The organism is Streptomyces sp. NPDC053542 (assembly GCF_044544685.1).
In the GTDB taxonomy this organism is placed as follows: Bacteria; Actinomycetota; Actinomycetes; order Streptomycetales; family Streptomycetaceae; genus Streptomyces.
Window position 1 is genome coordinate 71,980 of sequence record NZ_JBITXL010000015.1, and the last position, 17,896, is coordinate 89,875.

At 73.1% G+C, this 17,896-nt stretch carries 16 protein-coding genes and 1 other RNA gene; 3 read left to right on the forward strand and 14 right to left on the reverse strand.

What is annotated here, in order from left to right; all coding sequences use genetic code 11:
* Positions 1-44: 44 nt before the first annotated feature.
* The 7 genes from ACIGXO_RS32925 to ACIGXO_RS32955 form a co-directional block, all read right to left on the reverse strand.
* Entirely contained in the window at positions 45-2,471 is a 2,427-nt protein-coding gene (locus ACIGXO_RS32925; protein ID WP_399794222.1) for a HelD family protein, read from the reverse strand.
* A gap of 89 nt (positions 2,472-2,560) precedes the next feature.
* Complete coding sequence (locus ACIGXO_RS32930; RefSeq protein WP_399794224.1) at positions 2,561-3,322, reverse strand: anti-sigma factor family protein; 762 nt, start codon at positions 3,320-3,322, stop codon at positions 2,561-2,563.
* Positions 3,319-3,807 carry a sigma-70 family RNA polymerase sigma factor gene (locus ACIGXO_RS32935; RefSeq protein ID WP_245654258.1) on the reverse strand — a complete coding sequence of 163 codons (489 nt, stop codon included), beginning with the start codon at positions 3,805-3,807 and terminating at the stop codon, positions 3,319-3,321. Before ACIGXO_RS32935 ends, ACIGXO_RS32930 begins: the two co-directional genes overlap by 4 nt.
* Positions 3,808-3,938: 131 nt before the next feature.
* A complete protein-coding gene (locus ACIGXO_RS32940; protein ID WP_399794226.1) occupies positions 3,939-4,529 on the reverse strand; it encodes a CGNR zinc finger domain-containing protein in 591 nt (196 codons plus the stop codon).
* A gap of 123 nt (positions 4,530-4,652) precedes the next feature.
* A complete protein-coding gene (locus ACIGXO_RS32945) occupies positions 4,653-5,849 on the reverse strand; it encodes a uroporphyrinogen-III synthase (RefSeq protein ID WP_399794227.1) in 1,197 nt (398 codons plus the stop codon).
* Positions 5,850-6,066: 217 nt separating this feature from the next.
* Positions 6,067-7,428 (reverse strand): nitrate/nitrite transporter, encoded by a 1,362-nt coding sequence (locus tag ACIGXO_RS32950; RefSeq protein WP_399794229.1) that lies wholly within the window; start codon positions 7,426-7,428, stop codon positions 6,067-6,069.
* Between the two features lie 147 nt (positions 7,429-7,575).
* Positions 7,576-8,544, reverse strand: a complete 969-nt coding sequence (locus tag ACIGXO_RS32955) for a LysR family transcriptional regulator (RefSeq protein ID WP_399794231.1) — start codon at positions 8,542-8,544, stop codon at positions 7,576-7,578.
* Between the two features lie 129 nt (positions 8,545-8,673).
* Between ACIGXO_RS32955 and ACIGXO_RS32960 the strand changes: the two genes are divergently transcribed.
* Both ACIGXO_RS32960 and ACIGXO_RS32965 read left to right on the forward strand, forming a co-directional pair.
* Complete coding sequence (locus ACIGXO_RS32960) at positions 8,674-9,960, forward strand: MFS transporter (RefSeq protein WP_399794334.1); 1,287 nt, start codon at positions 8,674-8,676, stop codon at positions 9,958-9,960.
* Between the two features lie 50 nt (positions 9,961-10,010).
* Entirely contained in the window at positions 10,011-11,189 is a 1,179-nt protein-coding gene (locus ACIGXO_RS32965) for an epoxide hydrolase family protein (protein ID WP_399794233.1), read from the forward strand.
* A gap of 62 nt (positions 11,190-11,251) precedes the next feature.
* Here the strand turns inward: ACIGXO_RS32965 and ACIGXO_RS32970 are convergent, their stop codons facing one another.
* The 6 genes from ACIGXO_RS32970 to ftsE form a co-directional block, all read right to left on the reverse strand.
* Positions 11,252-12,226, reverse strand: a complete 975-nt coding sequence (locus ACIGXO_RS32970) for an alpha/beta hydrolase family esterase (RefSeq protein WP_399794235.1) — start codon at positions 12,224-12,226, stop codon at positions 11,252-11,254.
* Between the two features lie 153 nt (positions 12,227-12,379).
* Positions 12,380-12,750: a transfer-messenger RNA gene (gene ssrA / locus ACIGXO_RS32975) on the reverse strand.
* 142 nt (positions 12,751-12,892) lie between these two features.
* Positions 12,893-13,408, reverse strand: coding sequence for an SsrA-binding protein SmpB (smpB, locus tag ACIGXO_RS32980; protein WP_399794237.1), 516 nt, complete (start codon positions 13,406-13,408; stop codon positions 12,893-12,895).
* Positions 13,409-13,426: 18 nt separating this feature from the next.
* A complete protein-coding gene (locus ACIGXO_RS32985; RefSeq protein WP_399794239.1) occupies positions 13,427-14,647 on the reverse strand; it encodes a S41 family peptidase in 1,221 nt (406 codons plus the stop codon).
* A gap of 67 nt (positions 14,648-14,714) precedes the next feature.
* Positions 14,715-15,626, reverse strand: coding sequence for a permease-like cell division protein FtsX (gene ftsX / locus ACIGXO_RS32990; RefSeq protein WP_030250383.1), 912 nt, complete (start codon positions 15,624-15,626; stop codon positions 14,715-14,717).
* A gap of 32 nt (positions 15,627-15,658) precedes the next feature.
* Positions 15,659-16,348, reverse strand: a complete 690-nt coding sequence (gene ftsE / locus ACIGXO_RS32995) for a cell division ATP-binding protein FtsE (protein WP_030614506.1) — start codon at positions 16,346-16,348, stop codon at positions 15,659-15,661.
* 306 nt (positions 16,349-16,654) lie between these two features.
* On the opposite strand from ftsE, the gene ACIGXO_RS33000 reads away from it, so the two are divergent.
* Complete coding sequence (locus ACIGXO_RS33000; protein WP_351601800.1) at positions 16,655-16,864, forward strand: hypothetical protein; 210 nt, start codon at positions 16,655-16,657, stop codon at positions 16,862-16,864.
* A gap of 156 nt (positions 16,865-17,020) precedes the next feature.
* Here ACIGXO_RS33000 and ACIGXO_RS33005 read toward each other — a convergent pair whose 3' ends face one another.
* A complete protein-coding gene (locus ACIGXO_RS33005) occupies positions 17,021-17,893 on the reverse strand; it encodes a hypothetical protein (protein WP_399794243.1) in 873 nt (290 codons plus the stop codon).
* Positions 17,894-17,896: the final 3 nt, after the last annotated feature.

The following is a 17,896-nucleotide window of genomic DNA, read 5'->3' on the forward strand; positions in this document are numbered from 1 at the left end:
TAAGCGATTCCCGTCGCGGGAGTCCGCCGGAAATCCGTCCGGGGTCAGTCCCGCAGCAGGTCCGGCACCCCGTCCGCGTCCGGCTCGTCACGGGCCCCGGAGACCACCGTCAGCCGCTGCGTGGCCCGGGTCAGCGCCACGTACAGCACCCGCAGCCCGGCCGGCGACTCGTCCGCGATCTCGGCGGGCGAGACCACCAGCGTCGCGTCGTACTCCAGCCCCTTGGCCTCCAGCGAGCCCAGCGCCACCACCCGGTCGCCCAGGTCCGCGAGCCAGCCCCGGGCCTCCTCCCGGCGGTCCATGGCCACGACCACGCCCACCGTGCCGTCCACCTCGTCCAGCAGCCGGCGCGCCTCCTCCCGTACGGAGTCCCCCAGCCGGTCCCCCGCGACGGCGAACCGCGGCCGCAGGCCCGTGGAGCGCACCGCCTCCGGCGCGACCATGCCCGGCATGGCCAGCGCCAGCACCCGGGCCGCCAGCTCGGCGACCTCGGCGGGGTTGCGGTAGTTCACGGTGAGGGTGAAGCGGCGGCGCGGGCGGGTGCCCAGCGCCTCGTCCCGAGCCTCGCCGGCCTCGTCCGGGTCCGACCACGAGGACTGCGCCGGGTCGCCCACCACGGTCCACGTCGCGTGCCGGCCGCGGCGGCCGACCATCCGCCACTGCATGGGCGTGAGGTCCTGCGCCTCGTCGACGATGACGTGCGCGTAGTCCGTGCGCTCCTCCGCGAGCCGCTCGCGGCGGCTGCGCCCCGAGGAATTACGGTCCGCAAAGGTGGTCAGCTCCTCCAGGCCGGTGAGCTGGTCCAGCGGGTCCGCCTCACGGGGCCGGGCCGGGCGTGCCGGGGCGCCGAGGATCAGCTGCAGCTCGTCCAGGAGCGCGACGTCGTGGACGGAGAGCGGGCCCTGGCCCTGCGCGTCCAGGCGGCCGCCCAGCGAGCGGGCCAGCAGCCGCGCCTCGCGGTTCTGCAGCACCCGGCGCGACCAGCGGCCCAGCAGCTTCTCGTCGGTCATCGCGGCCAGCACCCGGCGCGGGGTCAGCTCCGGCCACCAGGCGTCCAGGAAGTCGGCGAAGTCCTGCTCGGTGGTGATGTCCTCGTCGAAGCCGGAGCGCGCCTCGGCGGCCAGCTCCGGGTCGCTGTAGCGGCGGTCGCCGCCGGTCTTCGCCCACAGCGCGTCCAGGATCAGCCGGCGGGCGCGCGGGCGCAGCAGGTTGACCGGCGCGGTACCGCCGAGCACGGCCTGCCGGATGCGGCGCAGCTCGGCGGCGTCCAGCTCGACGCGGGCCCCGAAGGCGACGACGCGGAGGCGGTCGGTGCGTACGGCCGGGGCCGCGTCCTCCTCGTCGTACCCGAAGGCCAGCTGGCCGTCCGGCTCCCCGGCCGGAGCGGCGTCCGCGGACAGCTCCAGGGCGCCCCGGGCCGCCTTGCGCAGCACCTTCACCATCCGCGAGGAGCCCTTGATGCGGGCCACCTCCGGCGGGTCGTACGCGGTGGCCTCCGCGCCCTCCACGAGGGAGCCCAGCGCGCGGATGGCGACCTGGCCCTCCTCGCCGAGCGAGGGCAGCACGCCTTCGGTGTAGGCGACCAGCAGCGGGGTGGGCGAGACGATGAGGATGCCGCCCGCGTAGCGGCGCCGGTCCTGGTAGAGCAGGTAGGCGGCGCGGTGCAGGGCGACCGCGGTCTTGCCCGTGCCGGGGCCGCCCTCGACCTCGGTGACGGAGGCGGCGGGCGCGCGGATCACCAGGTCCTGCTCGGCCTGGATGGAGGCGACGATGTCGCGCATGGAGTGGCTGCGGGCCCGGCCGAGGGCCGCCATCAGCGCGCCGTCGCCGACCGCCGGCAGCTCCTCGCCGGCCAGGGTGGCGGTGACCTCCGGGCGCATCAGGTCGTCCTCGACGCCGAGGACCTTGCGGCCCTTGGAGCGGATGACACGGCGGCGCACGACGCGGCCCGGGGAGACGGGCGTGGCCCGGTAGAACGGCGCGGCGGCCGGTGCCCGCCAGTCGATGACCAGGGGCGAGTAGTCCGCGTCCAGTACGCCCAGCCGCCCGATGTGCAGCGTCTCGGCGATCTCCGCGCGGTTGTCCTCGGTGATCGCGCCGTCGGCGGGCTCGACGGAGGTGTACGCGCCGTCCGGGCCGCGCTTGCCGTCCTTGCCCAGGAGCAGGTCGATGCGGCCGAAGAGGAAGTCCTCGTACTCGGAGTTGAGGCGGTGCAGATGGACGCCGGCCTGGAAGACCTGCGCGTCCCGCTCGGCGAGCGCGCCGGGCGTGCCGACCTGGCCGCGCTTGGCGGCGTCGGCCATCAGGAACTGCGCCTCGTCGATCTTCTCCTCGAGGCGCCGGTACACCCGGTCCAGGTGCGACTGCTCGCCCGCGATCTCGCGGGCGCGTACGGAGTCGCTGTCGGGTACTACGGAATCCGGCGCGTGCGTGGAGTTCTCCGGCGCGTGCGTGGCGTTCTGCGCGGCCACCCAGGCCCCCTTCTGCTGTGCGTAGGGCAGCCGTCAACCGTACGCGAAGCAGGTCGCGGGCGCACCTGTGAGGCGCGTGAAGGAGCCGGTCAGACGTCGACGGCGGCCAGCCGCTCGCCGTTCAGGGTGCGGATTTCGAAGCGGTCGATGTCGGCGCGGTGCAGGGCGGCGCCGCCATTGGTGTAGAGCGGCTGCCGGCTCCACTTCGTGGTGCCGCCCTTGATGCCGTACCCGTCGTAGGGCACCGCCCAGGTGGTCACGGTCTGCCGCTCGCCGTCCTTGCCGACCGCGATGAGGGAGCAGCTCAGCGGGCCCTTGACGTTGCCGAGGCGGAGGGCGACGGAGGTGCCCCAGGGCCGGTCGGTCATCGTCACGCCCGCGGTGACCTTGGTGACCGGGTCGACCGCGGTGTGCTTGCGGCCGCCGCTGTCGTACATCTGCTCGGCCGGGCTCGCGGTCTGCCGCGGCGGCCGCGGCTCGCCCCCGGTGACGGCCAGGGTGGCGAGCGGCCCGCCGACGATCAGCGCGGCGGCGGCCGCGACGAGCGCGAGGCGCCGTCGGCGCCCGCGCCGCCGGGTCGCGGCGACCTCGCCCAGCAGGCCGCTCAGGACGCGCCGGGAGGGCGTCGGGGCGAGTGTGGCCTCGGACGGCGGGGCGCCCGTGCCGTCGTCGGCGAGGCCCGCCAGCATCGGCGCCAGGCCCAGCAGGCCGTCCAGCTCGGCGGCGCAGCGGTCGCAGCCCGCGAGGTGTTCCTCGAAGCGGGCGGCGTCCGCGGCGTCCAGGACGCCGAGCGCGTAGGCGCCGACATCGGTGTGGTCCGCCGGCTCGGCGGGCGGATGGGGCCGGTTCACGCCGTCACTCCTCGTTCTTCCAGCGAGAGCTTCAAGGAGCGCAGCGCGTAGAAGACCCGCGACCGTACGGTCCCGGGCGGTACCCGCAGCACCTCCGCCGCCTCGTTGACCGTACGTCCCCTGAAGTACGTCTCGATCAGGGCCTCCCGGTGCGCCGGGCTCAGGTCGGCCAGCGCCTCGGAGATCGTCATCAGCCGCAGCGCGCGGTCGATCTCGTCGGCGGCGGGCAGCGTCTCCAGGGGCGCGGCGTCCACCTCCTGGGGGCGGGCCTGGCGGCTGCGGTGCCCGTCGATGACGATCCGGCGGGCCACGGTGACCAGCCAGGGGCGTACGGAGCCGGTCGCGCGCTGCAGCTGGTCGGCGTTGCGCCAGGCGCGCAGCAGGGTCTCCTGTACGACGTCCTCGGCGCGGTGCCGGTCGCCGGCCACCAGCCGCAGGACGAACGCGAGGAGCGGTCCCGCGTGCTCCTCGTACAAGGCCCGCATGAGCTCTTCGTCGGGCGTCGTCCGGTCGGCCACGACGGCATCCTTGCGCAACGCCACTCCCCGGTCGACAGTACGGACAGCTTTCGCTGACGGGCTGGTCCAGGGGAGTACGGACGCGGGGGCTCCGGTGTTCAGCCCGTGACGCGGGAGGCCGGTCCGAGGGTGGCGCGGCGGCGGTGGCGGGCCACCCGTTCGCGGTTGCCGCACACCTCGCTGGAGCACCAGCGCCGCCGGCGCCCGCGCGAGGTGTCCAGGTAGATCCGCGAGCACGCCTCGCCCTCGCACTGCCGCAGCTGGCCGCGGGCCACCGCGTCGGTCAGCATCGCGACGGCGTCCCGGGCGACCGCGGACATCAGTCCGGCACAGTCCGGCGGGCGGGCCGGGCGGCGCTCCAGTACGCCGTCCACGCGTACGGCACGGTCGGGCGGGGGCGGGGCCTCGGCGGTGGCGTTGAGCAGCGCCAGGTCACGGTCGGCCGCCCGGCCGCGGATCTCGTCGTGCACGATGCGCCGCAGCAGTTCGCGCAGCGCCCGGAAGCGCGCGACCCAGCTGCCGTCGACGGCGTCGAGCGCGGTGCTGCGCGGGACGACGCCCGCGCCGACGAGCCAGGCCCGCAAGTGGTCGGGGCCGAGGAGCCGTTCGGCCGGCGGCTCGCCGGCCGTGGCCACCAGGTCCAGGCAGATCCGCCCGCAGTCGAACCGCAGGTCGTAAGGGGCCGCCATGTGCCTGTCACTCCTTCGGGGACAACGTCTCCCTCCAGAGTGCCCGGCCCGGCGCCCGGCCGGAACCCTCGGTACCGTCCTCTCATGCGCGCCGCCGCCGGCCCGCCGGTACGGTCAACGCCCTTACGCGTCCGCGTACTTCGTCTCCGCGTGCGGGTCCAGGGACAGTCGGTAGCCGCGCTTGACCACCGTCTGGATCAGCTTCGGCGCGCCCAGCGCGACCCGCAGCCGGGCCATCGCGGTCTCCACCGCGTGCTCGTCGCGGCCCGCGCCGGGCAGCGCCCGCAGCAGGTCGCCGCGCGAGACCACCCAGCCGGGCCGTTTGGCGAGCGCGCGCAGCAGGGACATGCCGGCGGGCGGCACGGGCCGCAGCTCGCCGTCGATGAGGACCGCGTGCCCGCGGATCTCCACGCGGCGCCCGGCGACCGGCAACGGGCGGACTCGGCCCGGCAGTTCGTGGCAGAGCAGCTGCACGAGCGGGCCGAGCCGGAAGCGCTCCGGCTGGACCGTGGCGACCTCCTCGTTCTCCAGGGGCAGCGCGGTCACCGGGCCGACGCACGCGGGCAGTACGTCGTGCCGCAGCGCGTCCAGCACCTCGCCCCGGACGCCCCGCTCCTCGGCGCGGCGCAGCAGCGAAGCGGCGGCCGGGGCGCTGGTGAACGTCACCGCGTCCACCGTGCGCGCGAGGATGCCGTCCAGGAGGCGGTCGACGGGGCCGATGTCCTGCGGCGGCATCCAGCGGTAGACCGGGACGCCGACCACCTCGGCGCCCGCGGCGCGCAGCGACTCCACGAAGCCGGGCAGCGGCTCGCCGTGCAGCTGGACCGCGATCCGTTTGCCGGCCACGCCCTCCTCCAGCAGCCGGTCCAGCACCTCGGCCATGGACTCCGAGGCGGGCGACCACTCCTCGGTGAGGCCGGCGGCGCGGATCGCGCCGCGCACCTTCGGGCCGCGGGCGAGCAGCTGGACGCCGCCCAGCCGCTCCAGCAGCGGCGTGCCCAGGCCCCAGCCCTCGGCGGCCTCCACCCAGCCGCGGAAGCCGATGGCGGTGGTGGCCACGACGATGTCCGGCGCGTCGTCGATGAGCTGCTTGGTGGCGGCCAGCAGCTCGGCGTCGTCGGTGAGCGGCACGATGCGCAGCGCGGGCGCGTGCACGACCTCGGCGCCGCGGCGCTCCAGCAGCGTGCCGAGCTCGGCGGCGCGCCGGGCCGCGGTCACTCCGACCGTGAACCCGGCCAGCGGCAGCCCGCCGCCCCGCTCGCCGCCCTGCTGAGGCGGCCCGCTGTCGTCCCGCAGTTCGTTTCGCTGTCCGTCGTGCATAGTGGCTCTCGTCCCGCTTCGCAGTGTTGTGCGCCGGCTCAACGGCGGCCTGGCCTCACCGGCTCCGGGCCGCCCGTCCCGGGGCGGGCCAGTGGACCGGATGGGTTCTTGATGCTGCCAAGGGTCCGTGACGACCCGGGTTCACCGTTATTTCCCCAGTGTTACGCCCCGGAGGCCCCGGACGTTCCCTCCGGGGCCACTCCTCGGGTGCGGCGGGTCACACCTCCGCGTATGCCGGGCGCTGCGCCTCTTCGGTCGGCGAGTGCGGCTCCGGTGCCGGGCGCCGGAGGTATACGGCCCAGGTCACGGCCACGCACAGGGCGTAGTAGACGAGGAAGGACACGAAGGCGGGGGTGCCGGAACCGGCCGTCATGAACGCCTGCCGGAAGGCCAGGTTGATCCCGAGGCCGCCGAGCGCGCCGACCGCCCCGATCAGCCCCATCGAGGCCCCCGAGAGCCGCCGCCCGTACGAAGCGGCCGCCTCGCCGGTCAGCCCCTTGCGTACCGCCTTCGCCTGGAAGATCCCCGGGATCATCTTGAACGTCGACCCATTGCCCAGCCCGCTCAGCACGAACAGCGAGATGAACCCGACGAGGAAGAGCGGCAGCGACTTCAGCACCGACGCGTAGATCACGACGAGCGTCGCGGCACCCATCGCGGCGTAGTTCCACAGGCTGATGCGCGCGCCGCCGAAGCGGTCGGCGAGCTTGCCGCCCACGGGCCGGATCAGCGAGCCGAGCAGCGGCCCGATGAAGGTGAGCGAGGCCGCCTGCAGCGGCGTCTGCGCGAACTGGTTCTGCAGGACGAGCCCGAAGGCGAAGCTGTACCCGATGAACGACCCGAAGGTCCCGATGTACAGCACCGACATGATCCAGGTGTGCGGGTCGCGGGCCGCGTCCTTGGCGGCACCCGTGTCGTTCTTCACCGGCGCGAGATTGTCCATGAACAGCGCGCACAGCACCGCGGAGACCACCGCGAGCGGGATGTAGATCCCCAGCACGATGTGCGGCGAGGCGGCCCCCGCCGTCCCGATGACCAGCAGCCCCACAAGCTGGATCACTGGCACGCCGATGTTGCCGCCGCCGGCGTTCAGCCCGAGCGCCCAGCCCTTCTTCCGCAGCGGATAGAAGGAATTGATGTTGGTCATCGACGAGGCGAAGTTGCCGCCGCCGACACCGGTGAGCGACGCCACCAGGATGAACGTGAGGTACGACGTCCCCGGCTCCATCACCAGCCACGCGGCGGTGGTCGGCACCAGCAGCATCAGCGCGCTGATGATCGTCCAGTTCCGTCCCCCGAACTTCGCCACCGCGAAGGTGTACGGCACCCGCAGCACGCCGCCGACCAGCGTCGGCACGGCCACCAGGAAGAACTTGTCCGCCGGGTCCAGCCCGTACTCGGGCCCCATGAACAGGACCATCACCGACCACAGGCTCCACACGGAGAACCCGATGTGCTCGGACAGCACGGAGAACCACAGGTTCCGCCGCGCGATCCGCTCCCCCTTACGCTCCCAGAACGCCTCGTCCTCGGGGTCCCACTCCTCGATCCACCGCTTGCCCGTGCGTGCTGCCGTCATCGCGCCTCCCAGCTCTCAGGTTCCTCCGGTCCGAAGCTAGGGACGGCGCGTTTCGCCGCCGTGCCGCCAGGTGTCACCGACGCAATATCGCGCTCACCCGGGGCCGCGGAGCACGGTGAGTACTGTTCGGGGCACGCTGCGCGGCGCTCAGGCCGCCATCAGCCGGGCGTCCTCGGGCGGCAGCCAGGCGCCCTCGGGAAGGGTCAGCCAGCCGCCCTCCCGGCCCAGCTCGCGCGCCGCGGCCAGCAGCGCGTCCAGCCCCGGGTGGCGCAGCCCCCGCCGCCAGACCACCGACACCGGGGACAGCGGTACGGGGTCCACGAGGGGCCGCAGCACCATCCCGGGCACCTCGATGAACTCGACGCTGGCCAGTACGGACCAGCCGCGCTTCCGTACGACGCGGAGGAATTCGGCCGGGCCGTCGATCTCCGGGTACGGCGCCGCCGCCCGGATGCCGCGCCCCTCGAAGAGCCGCGCCGCCAGGGCGGTCCACTCCGCGGTGTGCGCGTTGCCCGCCCCGGTGTACAGCGTCTCCCCCGCGAGCGCGTCCACGGGCACGGCAGCGCGGGCGGCGAGCGGGTGCTCAGCGGGCAGCAGGACGGCCATCGGCTCGTACCGCACCGGGTGGTGGGCCAGCCGGGTCCGCACGCCGCGGGGCAGCCCCCCGACCCGCCCGAAGGACACGTCCAGGCCGCCGGTCAGCAGCCCTTCGGCGGCGCCGGTCAGGCCGCTGTGGAAGCGCGCGGCGAACTCCAGGCCGGGCGCCGCCGCCCGGGCCCGCTCCAGTACCCGGTGCGCGGTGCCCACGGGCGCGCCGACGTCGACGAGCAGCGGCTGCTCGGGCGCGGCCGCTCCGTGGAACGCCGCGGACAGCTCGTCGTGCGCGGCCAGCACGCGCTGCGCATACGGGAGCAGCCGCTCGCCTTCGGGGGTGAGGCGCACCTGACGGGTGGTGCGCAGGAACAGCACGGTGCCGAGGTCGCGCTCCAGGCGGCGGATGTCCCGGCTGAGGGCCTGCTGGGCGACGTACAGACGGGCGGCGGCACGGGTGAAGTGCAGCTCGTCGGCGACGGCCGTGAAGGCCCGCAGGAGTCGCGGCTCTATGTCGTGGGGCACGCGCCCATGGTGACAAAGACCAAGTGGCGGCACGGGGACCGTCCGGCCAACGGATTGACAACGGGAGACGGTGAATGCGTGGTGAAGAGGTGTTGGACGGTGCCAGGCGGCCTGCCCGACCGTGGACGGGTGATCCTCTTCCTCGCCTCCCGGCCCGTGACCGCCCCGCCCGTTCCCGCCCGCCCGCGCCGCCGCCCGCCGGCCGGCGTCCCGCGACTGCCGTTCCTCCGCCCGTACGCCCGGATCTTCGCCGTCCCCGGCACCCGGGCCTTCACCGCGGCCAACCTCATGGCGCGGCTCCCCATGGGCATGTTCAGCGTCAGCGCGGTCCTGATGATCGCCGGATCGCGCGGCTCGTACGCGCTGGCCGGGGCCGTGACCGCCACCGGGCTCGCCGCGACCGCCGTCGTCGGGCCCTGGACCGCGCGGCTGGTCGACCGGTACGGACAGGCCAGGGTCGCGCCGCCCGCCGCGCTGCTCGCGGTGGCCGGCTCGCTCGCCCTCGTGCTGTGCGTACGGCTCGACGCGCCCGCCTGGACGCTCTTCGCCGCGTACCTCTGCACGGCCACCACGCCCAACACCGGCGGCATGTCCCGCGCCCGCTGGGCGCACCTCTTCCGCGCCGACCCCCGCGCCCTGCACACCGCGAACTCCTTCGAACAGGCGGCGGACGAGGCGTGCTTCATGCTCGGCCCGGTGCTCGCGGCCTTCCTGTGCACGGCGCTGTTCCCGGAGGCGGGCACGCTCACCGGGGCCGGGCTGCTGCTGACCGGTGTGCTGCTGTTCGCCGCGCAGCGCCGTACGGAGCCGCCGACCGCGCCCCGTACGGACCGTGCCCGCTCCCTGTTGCGCAGCCCCGGCCTGCCGCCGCTCCTGCTGACCTTCCTCTGCACGGGCGCGGTCTTCGGGTCCCTGGAGGTCGTCACGATCGGCTTCGCCGACGGGCACGGGGTCCGGGCGGCGGCGGGCGGCATCCTGGCGCTGCAGGCGGCCGGGTCGTGCGCCGCGGGCCTGCTGTACGGACTGCTGCCGCCCTCGGGGCGGCCCGCGGCGCGCTTCACCGGCTGCGTGGCGGCCATGGCCGCCCTGATGCTGCTCCCGCTCCTCGGGGCGGCGAGCGGCAGCCTCGCGGTGCTGGCGGGCGCTCTGCTGGTGGCCGGGATGGCGACCGCGCCGACCATGGTCACCGGCATGGGCCGGGTGCAGGCCCTGACGCCCGCCGGCCAGGTCAACGAGAGCCTGACGCTCGCCGTGACCGCCCTGCTGGCCGGCATCGCGGCCGGCTCGGCGGCGGGCGGCTGGGCCACGGACCATCTGGGCCCGGACGGCTCCGGATACGCCGTACCGGCCACCGCGGCGGCGCTGGCGGCGGCCGTGGCGCTGCTGGGACGCCGCCGGGCGGCCCGGCGGAGCTGATGCCGCGCCGGGGCCGCGCACTGTCCGCGGCACCCCCTAGCGTCGGCCCCATGACCGCTGACCGATCGCACACCGAAACCGGCGCCGCCGTCTCCCCGTCCCGTATCGACATCCCCGACGCCGACCTCACCGACCTGCGCGAACGCCTCGCCCGCACCCGCTGGCCCGATGAGCTGCCGGGCGTCGGCTGGAGCCAGGGCGTGCCGCTGGAGTACCTCAAGGACCTCACCGCCTACTGGTGCGACCGGTACGACTGGCGGAAGCACGAGGCCGAGCTGAACGGCATCCCGCAGTTCACCACCGTCATCGACGGCACGACCGTGCACTTCCTCCACGTCCGCTCCGGCGCCCCGGACGCGCTGCCCCTGGTCCTGCTGCACGGCTGGCCCGGCTCGGTCGTCGAGTTCCTCGACCTCATCGGACCGCTCACCGAGGCCGGTTACGACGTCGTCGCGCCCTCCCTGCCCGGTTACGCCTTCTCCCCGCCGCCCCGGCAGCCCGGCTGGGGCGTCCAGCGCATGGCCGCCGCCTTCGCCGGACTGATGCGGCGGCTGGGGTACGCGCGGTACGGGGTGCACGGCGGCGACTGGGGCGCGATGATCGCCCGCGAGTGGGGCCGGCTGCACCCGGAGGCGGTGGCCGCGGTCCATCTGACGCTGCTGCCCTCGGCCGTGGCCACCGCCGAGCCCACCGAGGAGGAGCGCGCGGGCCTCCTCGAGGACCAGCTCGCCGAGGTGCACGCCTCTCTGGAGCGACGCGCGCAGGTCCAGAAGGAGGAGATGGGCTACGGCATGCTGCAGTCCACCCGTCCGCAGACCCTCGGGTACGCGCTCACCGACTCCCCCGTGGGCCAGCTCGCCTGGATCACCGAGAAGTTCAAGGCGTGGACCGACTCCCGGGACACGCCCGAGGAGGCGGTCGGCCGCGACCGCCTCCTGACCAACGTGATGCTCTACTGGCTCACCGGCACCGCCACGTCCTCCGCCCGCCTCTATTACGAGGCGATGCACTCCGGGGCGGGCTGGGGCGGGAACACGGTGCCGTCCACCACCCCGACCGCCGTCGCGGTCCTCCCCGCCGACCTCGCCCTCCCGGTACGCCATCTCGCGGACCGGTCGGACGCGGTGGTGCGCTGGACGGAGTACCCGCGCGGCGGCCACTTCCCGGGCCTGGAGGTGCCGGACCTGCTGCTGGACGACCTGCGGGAGTTCTTCCGCGCCTTCCGGTGAGCCGGCCGCTTTCCGGTGGGACGGGCGCCTTCCGGTGAGCCGGGCGGGGCCTGCGCGCGGGCTCAGGCGCCCAGGCCCCAGCCCCTGCCCATCTCGTACGCGGCGCAGAGGTTCACGTCGAGCATGTAGGCGCCGGCCGTGCCGCACTGCGCGGGGCCGGTACCGGGGTCCAGCGGCTGCCCGTGCCCCATGCCGGTGATCTCGTACGTCTCCACGGCCACGGCGCCCGCCGCGTCCCGGTACACCGCGTGCGGATAGCCGCCCACCGTGTCCTTCGCGTCCGCCGTCTGATCGGTGCCGTGCACGTTCGTCCACTGCTCGACGAGATCGGCCATGTTCACCGGCTTGACGGTCGTGTCGGACGTGCCGTGGAAGACCGTGAGCCGGGGCCAGGGACCGGTGTATCCCGGATTCTGGGCCCGTACCCGGTCGCCCCACTGCGCGGGCGTCTGCGCGGCGCCCACGTACATGCAGACGTACGGCGAGCCCGCCGCCTGCGCGCAGCCGTACGGGAGGCCCGCGACCACGCCGCCCGCCGTGTACATCTCCGGGTACGCGGCCATCATGACCGCCGTCATGCCGCCGCCGGCCGACAGCCCGGTGACGTACGCCCGGGAGCCGCCGGCGTCGGCGAGCTGGCGGGCGGTCATCTGCTGGATGGAGGCGGCCTCGCCCCGGCCGCGCTCGATGTCGCCCGCCTGGAACCAGTTGAAGCAGTTGTTGAGGTTGTTGGCGCTGGTCTGGCCCGGCAGCACCACGGAGAAGCCCCAGCGGTCGGCGAGCTCGGTCCAGCCGCTCTGCCGGCCGTACGTGGCGGCGTTCTGGGTACAGCCGTGCAGCGCGACGACCACGGGGCGGCCGGCCGGCAGCCCCTCGGGCACGTAGCGGTACATCCGCAGCGCCCCGGGGTTGGTGCCGAAGCCGGTGACCTCCTCGAGGGTGCCGGTGGCCGCGTGGGCCGGGCCCGACGGCAGGAACAGGGCGGCCAGGACGGCCGCGAGCAGGGTGCTCAGCGCACCTTTGATTGTCTTGTACATGCCCGAGGACGGTAGGAGCGCGCCGCGGTGCCCGGTATGGCGCGGGACGCCACATCCGGCGGCTCCGCCATGGGCCCGGCATGACGAAAGCCCCGCTGCCTGACGGCAGCGGGGCTTCGCCCACATGGGACGTCGGGGGCCTGAGCCCCCGCTCGGTGGAGATGGCGGGAATCGAACCCGCGTCCAACGGTGCAGAATCAGGGCTTCTCCGAGCGCAGTCCGCTGCGATTTTCTCGGCCCCGGAGATCACGCGGACAAGTCTCCGACGGGCTCAGTCACTGTTTGATGTCTCCACAGAACCCCGTGACCGGGCTCAGTGGATAAGACCCCTAGCTGATGCCAGGAACCGGGTCGGGATCATCCCCGGGCTGACACTTCGCAGGTCGCTACTTAGGCAGCGAGGGCGAAGGAATCGCGCTTGGTGTTGGCGATTATTGGTTGCGACATATGGTTAACGAGATCATTGCCGCTTCCTCGGCTCGCTTCCCCTGCTTCGACATCCGCTGTCGAAACCGATCATCCCCATGTTGTTTTTTCAAAGGTGGCCCCCCGCTCGCGCGGGAGTCCGTGCACCCCGTCCTGCGGGGTACATGTGCCATCGTACGGGAACAACGTGGCACCGTGCCAGCATATTCCCAGCGGCTTTCGCCGGGCCTTCCGCGCAGGTCAGGCCCGCTGCCGCCGGCGCACCGCCGAGATCGCGCGGTCCGCCTCGCGACGGTCCTGCTGCTCGCGCAGGGTCTGCCGCTTGTCGTACTCCTTCTTGCCCTTGGCCAGCGCGATCTCGACCTTCGCGCGGCCGTTCAGGAAGTACAGCTGGAGCGGGACGATCGTGTGGCCCGTCTCCTGGGACTTCGACGCCAGCTTGTCGATCTCCTCGCGGTGCAGCAGCAGCTTCCGCTTGCGGCGCGCCGCGTGGTTCGTCCACGTGCCCTGCGCGTACTCGGGGATGTGCACGTTGTGCAGCCACGCCTCGCCGCCGTCGATCTGGACGAAGCCGTCCACCAGGGAGGACCGGCCCTGCCGCAGCGACTTCACCTCCGTACCCGAGAGCACGAGGCCGCACTCGTAGGTGTCGATGATGAGGTAGTCGTGCCGCGCCTTCTTGTTCTGCGCGATGAGCTTGCGCCCGGCCTCCGCGGCCTGCCGCTTCGCCTTCGTGTTCGCGTTCGCCTTAGCCATAGTGCGGCCATTTTCGCACTACGACCCGCCTCCGAGGCCACTCATTACTGTCCTGGCCCGGCTCTCCGCCCGGTCGTCGGCGGGGATGTCGGGGACGATGCCGCGGCCGTCGACGCCTCGCCCCGACGGCGTGCGGTAGTGGCCGACGGTCAGCTCGGCGACCGAGCCGTCCGGGAGCTTGCTGGGCATCTGGACCGAGCCCTTGCCGAAGGTCGGCGAGCCGATCACCACCGCCCGGCCGCGGTCCTGCAGCGCCCCCGCCAGCAGCTCGCCCGCGCTCATCGTGCCGCCGTCGACCAGCACGACCAGCGGCGACTTCGTGGCCCGGCCGCGGTCGGCGTAGAGCGCGCGCTGGCTGCCGCGCACGTCGTACGTGGCGACCAGGCCGCCGTCGAGGAACGCGGCGGACGCCGTGACCGCCTCCGCGACCAGCCCGCCGGTGTTGCCCCGCAGGTCCAGCAGGATGCCGCCGGGCGGCGCCGAGCGGACCGCCTCGCGCACCTCCTCGCCGGTGCCCTTGGCGAACGCCTCGACCTTGATCCGGGTCATGCCCCCGGGCGCCGCCGGCCGCTCGACCGTGACGTTCGCCGTGCGCAGCCGGGCGCGGTGCAGCGTCGCGGACCAGTGCAGGTCCGCACGCTGGAGCTGGAGCCTCACGGGCGTACCGGGGGCCGCGGCGGCCCGGGGGTGCGGCCCGTCACCGGCGTCGCCGCGCAGCCGGGCCACGACCTCGGTGACCGGGCGGTGCCGGGTGGGGTGGCCGTCGACGGCGAGCAGCGCGTCACCGGGCGCGATGCCGGCCCGCGCCGCGGGGCTGTCGGGGCGGACGCGGGAGACCCGGACGTGGCCGCCCTCGGCGTGGCGCAGCCAGAGGCCGACGCCGACGTACTCGCCGTCGAGCTGCTGTCTGAAGTCCTCGTACTCGCCCGCGGTGTAGACCGTCGACCAGCGGTCGCCGCTGCGGCTGACCACGTCGGCGGCGGCCTGGGTGCCGGACTTGCCGGCCTTGAGCGCCTCGCTGGCGGCCTCCTCGACGGCCTCGCGGTCCGCCGTGCCGTTCCCGGCTGAGTGGTCGTCAGCGACAGTACGTACCGGTATCCGGTGCCCCGTCCCTTCTCGGCCTTCGCCGCTCCAGCTACCGGCTGCCGCGCCGGTGCCGAGCACGCTCGCGATGGCCAACGTCAGGGCCGCCCCGCGGCGGATGCGGCGGGGCCGGACAAAGTGCAATCGGCCCGACATGCCGGTGAGTCTAGGCCAGAAAGAAGCGCCGTACGGGCAGTTGCCCGTACGGCGCTCTTGGCATAACTCACACCTTCAGATACTTGCGGAGCGCGAAAAACGCGGCGAGCGCCGGCATCAACAGGCCGATGAGCAGGACCAATGGGAGGACCGCCACCACGGAGTCCCAGCCGATGAAGTTGATCACTTGGATCTTCTCCGCCAGCCAGTTGTTCACGAGGATGAACTTGCCGCCGACGATCAGGACACACGCGAACGCGGCGCCGATCAGGCCGGCGATGGCGGCCTCCAGGATGAACGGCATCTGGATGTAGAAGCTGGAGGCGCCCACCAGCCGCATGATCCCGGTCTCCCGCCGCCTGCTGAACGCCGACACCCGTACGGTGTTGACGATCAGCAGCAGCGCAACGACCAGCATCAGCCCCATCACGCACAGCGCGGCGATGTTCATGCCGTTGAGCAGGTTGAACAGCGGCTCCACGGTGTCCCGTTGGTCCTGGACCTCCTGGACGCCGGGCCGCTCGCTGAAGGCCGATTTGATGACCGCGAACTTGGTCGGGTCCTTCAGCTTGACCCGGAAGGACTCGGGCAGCTGGTCGGGGGTGACGAGGCCCGCGACGGGCGTGTCGCCGAACTGCTCCTTGTAGTGCTTGTACGCCTGGTCACTCGACTCGTACTGGACCTTCTCGACGATCGGCAGCCGGTCCAGCTCGGCGCGGATGTCGTTCTTCTGCTGCGTGGTGGCCGCACCCTTGGCGCAGTTGGCGCCGGAGTCGGCGTCGTTCTTGTTGCAGAAGAAGATCGAGACGTTGACCTTGTCGTACCAGTAGCCCTTCATCGTGCTGACCTGGTCGCGCATCAGCAGCGAGGCGCCGAAGAGGCCGAGCGAGAGAGCCACGGAGACGATGACGGCGAAGGTCATCGTGAGGTTTCGGCGGAGACCGACGCCGATCTCCGACAGGACGAACTGGGCGCGCATGGCGTCCTTTCAGTACTGGGGGCCGTACACGCTTAGTGCTGGTAGCCGTACACGCCGCGCGACTGGTCGCGTACGAGCCGGCCCTTTTCTAGTTCCATGACCCGCTTGCGCATCTGGTCGACGATCTGCTGGTCGTGGGTCGCCATGACCACCGTCGTGCCGGTGCGGTTGATCCGGTCCAGCAGCTTCATGATGCCGACGGAGGTCTGCGGGTCGAGGTTGCCGGTCGGCTCGTCGGCGATCAGCAGCATCGGGCGGTTGACGAACGCCCGGGCGATCGCCACGCGCTGCTGCTCACCGCCGGACAGCTCGCCCGGCATCCGGTCTTCCTTGCCGCCCAGGCCGACGAGGTCGAGCACCTCGGGGACGGTCTTGCGGATCTGGCCGCGCGGCTTGCCGATGACCTCCAGGGCGAACGCGACGTTCTGCCCGACGGTCTTGTTCGGGAGCAGCCGGAAGTCCTGGAAGACGGTGCCGATCTGGCGCCGCATCTGCGGGACCTTCCAGTTGGACAGCTTCCCGAGGTCCTTGCCAAGGACGTGCACCGCGCCATGGCTGGCCCGCTCCTCGCGCAGGAGCAGCCGCAGGAAGGTGGACTTACCGGAGCCCGAGGACCCCACCAGGAAGACGAACTCGCCTCGTTCGATCTCGAGCGAGACGTCCCTGAGCGCGGGGCGGTTCTGCTTCGGGTAGGTCTTGGAGACGTTGTCGAATCGGATCACTGATGCACCACGGTCGACCTGGGTAGGGGCACGGGTTGCCGAGTTGCGGCTCCCGTCGGTGAGCGTGACCATACGCGAAGCACGAGCCGCGGCGCAGTCGGCGTCCGGTCTTGGTGCGTTTATTCACGGCACCTACGGGGACAAAACGAGCACATTCCGGCTCCGGAAGAGGGCCCGCTCACGGCCTGAATACGCTGTGCGCTGCAAGGATTCCGGTACGCGCGCCGTGGGACCGGCGAGCTGGCACAGTAGAAGAGGGAACCAATGCGCCGGCCCGCGCGTTGGAGCTGGTGAGAAGGAGGTCGCATGACGTACGACCGACTGGTGTGCGCCAACTGCGCGGCCCCCGTGAGCGAGGGCCGCTGCCCGGTGTGCCGGGCCAGCAGGGAGCGGCTGCAGCAGCAGAGCGGCCTGACCGGGCTCTTCGCGCAGGTCACCCCGGCGACCCTTGTGGTGCTGCTGGTGGCGCTGGTCGCGGTGGGCCTGTTGGCGACGGGTGGGCTGACCCCCGGCTGATCCCGAGAGATCACCTGATCCCGAGAGATCACCTACGGACTGGACAGATACGCGAGCGAGACGCATACGCAAAGGGGCCCGGCGCGGGTTGCGCCGGGCCCTCTGCTGTGCGTCACGCTGCTGCGGCACGTTTTACGGTGCCGCGCCGGGCCTGGATCAGGCCGCGGCGGCACCGCCCTTGTTGATCAGGCGCGGCATCATGCGGAAGCCGATGCCACCGGCGATCATCGTCGCCGCACCGATCAGCAGGAAGGTCGTACCGGACGAACCGGTTTCGGCCAGCTCGCCGTTGGCCTGCTGCTGACCGCCCTTGGGCGTGTCCTGGGCCTGACCGGGCGTGTTGGCGATGTCTTCCTTGGAGTCGCCAGGCTGCTCGACCGGCTTGGTGCCCTCGTTGTCGGTACCGGTGCCCTCGTCGCCGCCGCTGACGTCGCCGGTGCTGCCGCCGGTGGCGCCGTTGTCGCCACCGTTGTCGCCGCCGTTGCCGCCACCGGTGCTGTCGTCGCCACCGTTGCCGCCGTCGCCGCCACCGATGCCGTTGTCGCCACCGTTGCCGCCGTCGCCGCCACCGATGCCGTTGTCGCCACCGTTGCCGCCGTCGCCACCGCCGATGCCGTTGTCGCCGCCGTTCTGGCCGCCGTTGTCGTCACCGCCGATCGCGCCGCCGTTGTCGTCGCCGCCGATGACGCCGCCGTTGTCGTCGCCGCCGTTCTGGCCGCCGTTGTCCTCGCCGCCGATAACGCCGCCGTCGCCGCCGCCGTTCTCCTCGCCGCCGTCGGCACCGGCGATCAGGCCACCGGCGCTCTCGTCGCCGCCGTCCTGGCCGGCGTCCTGGCCGCCGTTGTCGTCGCCGTCGTCGCCGCTGCCGCCGAAGATGCCGCCGATGAGGCCGACACCGTCGTCGCTCGTGGCGTTCGGCTGGCCCGCCTCGGTCGCCGAAGCGGCACCCGTCACGGTCAGCGAAGCGCCCAGCGCTATCACCGCACCGGCCGCAACGCGCGCCACGCGCACCCGCGTCTTCTTGGTCATCTG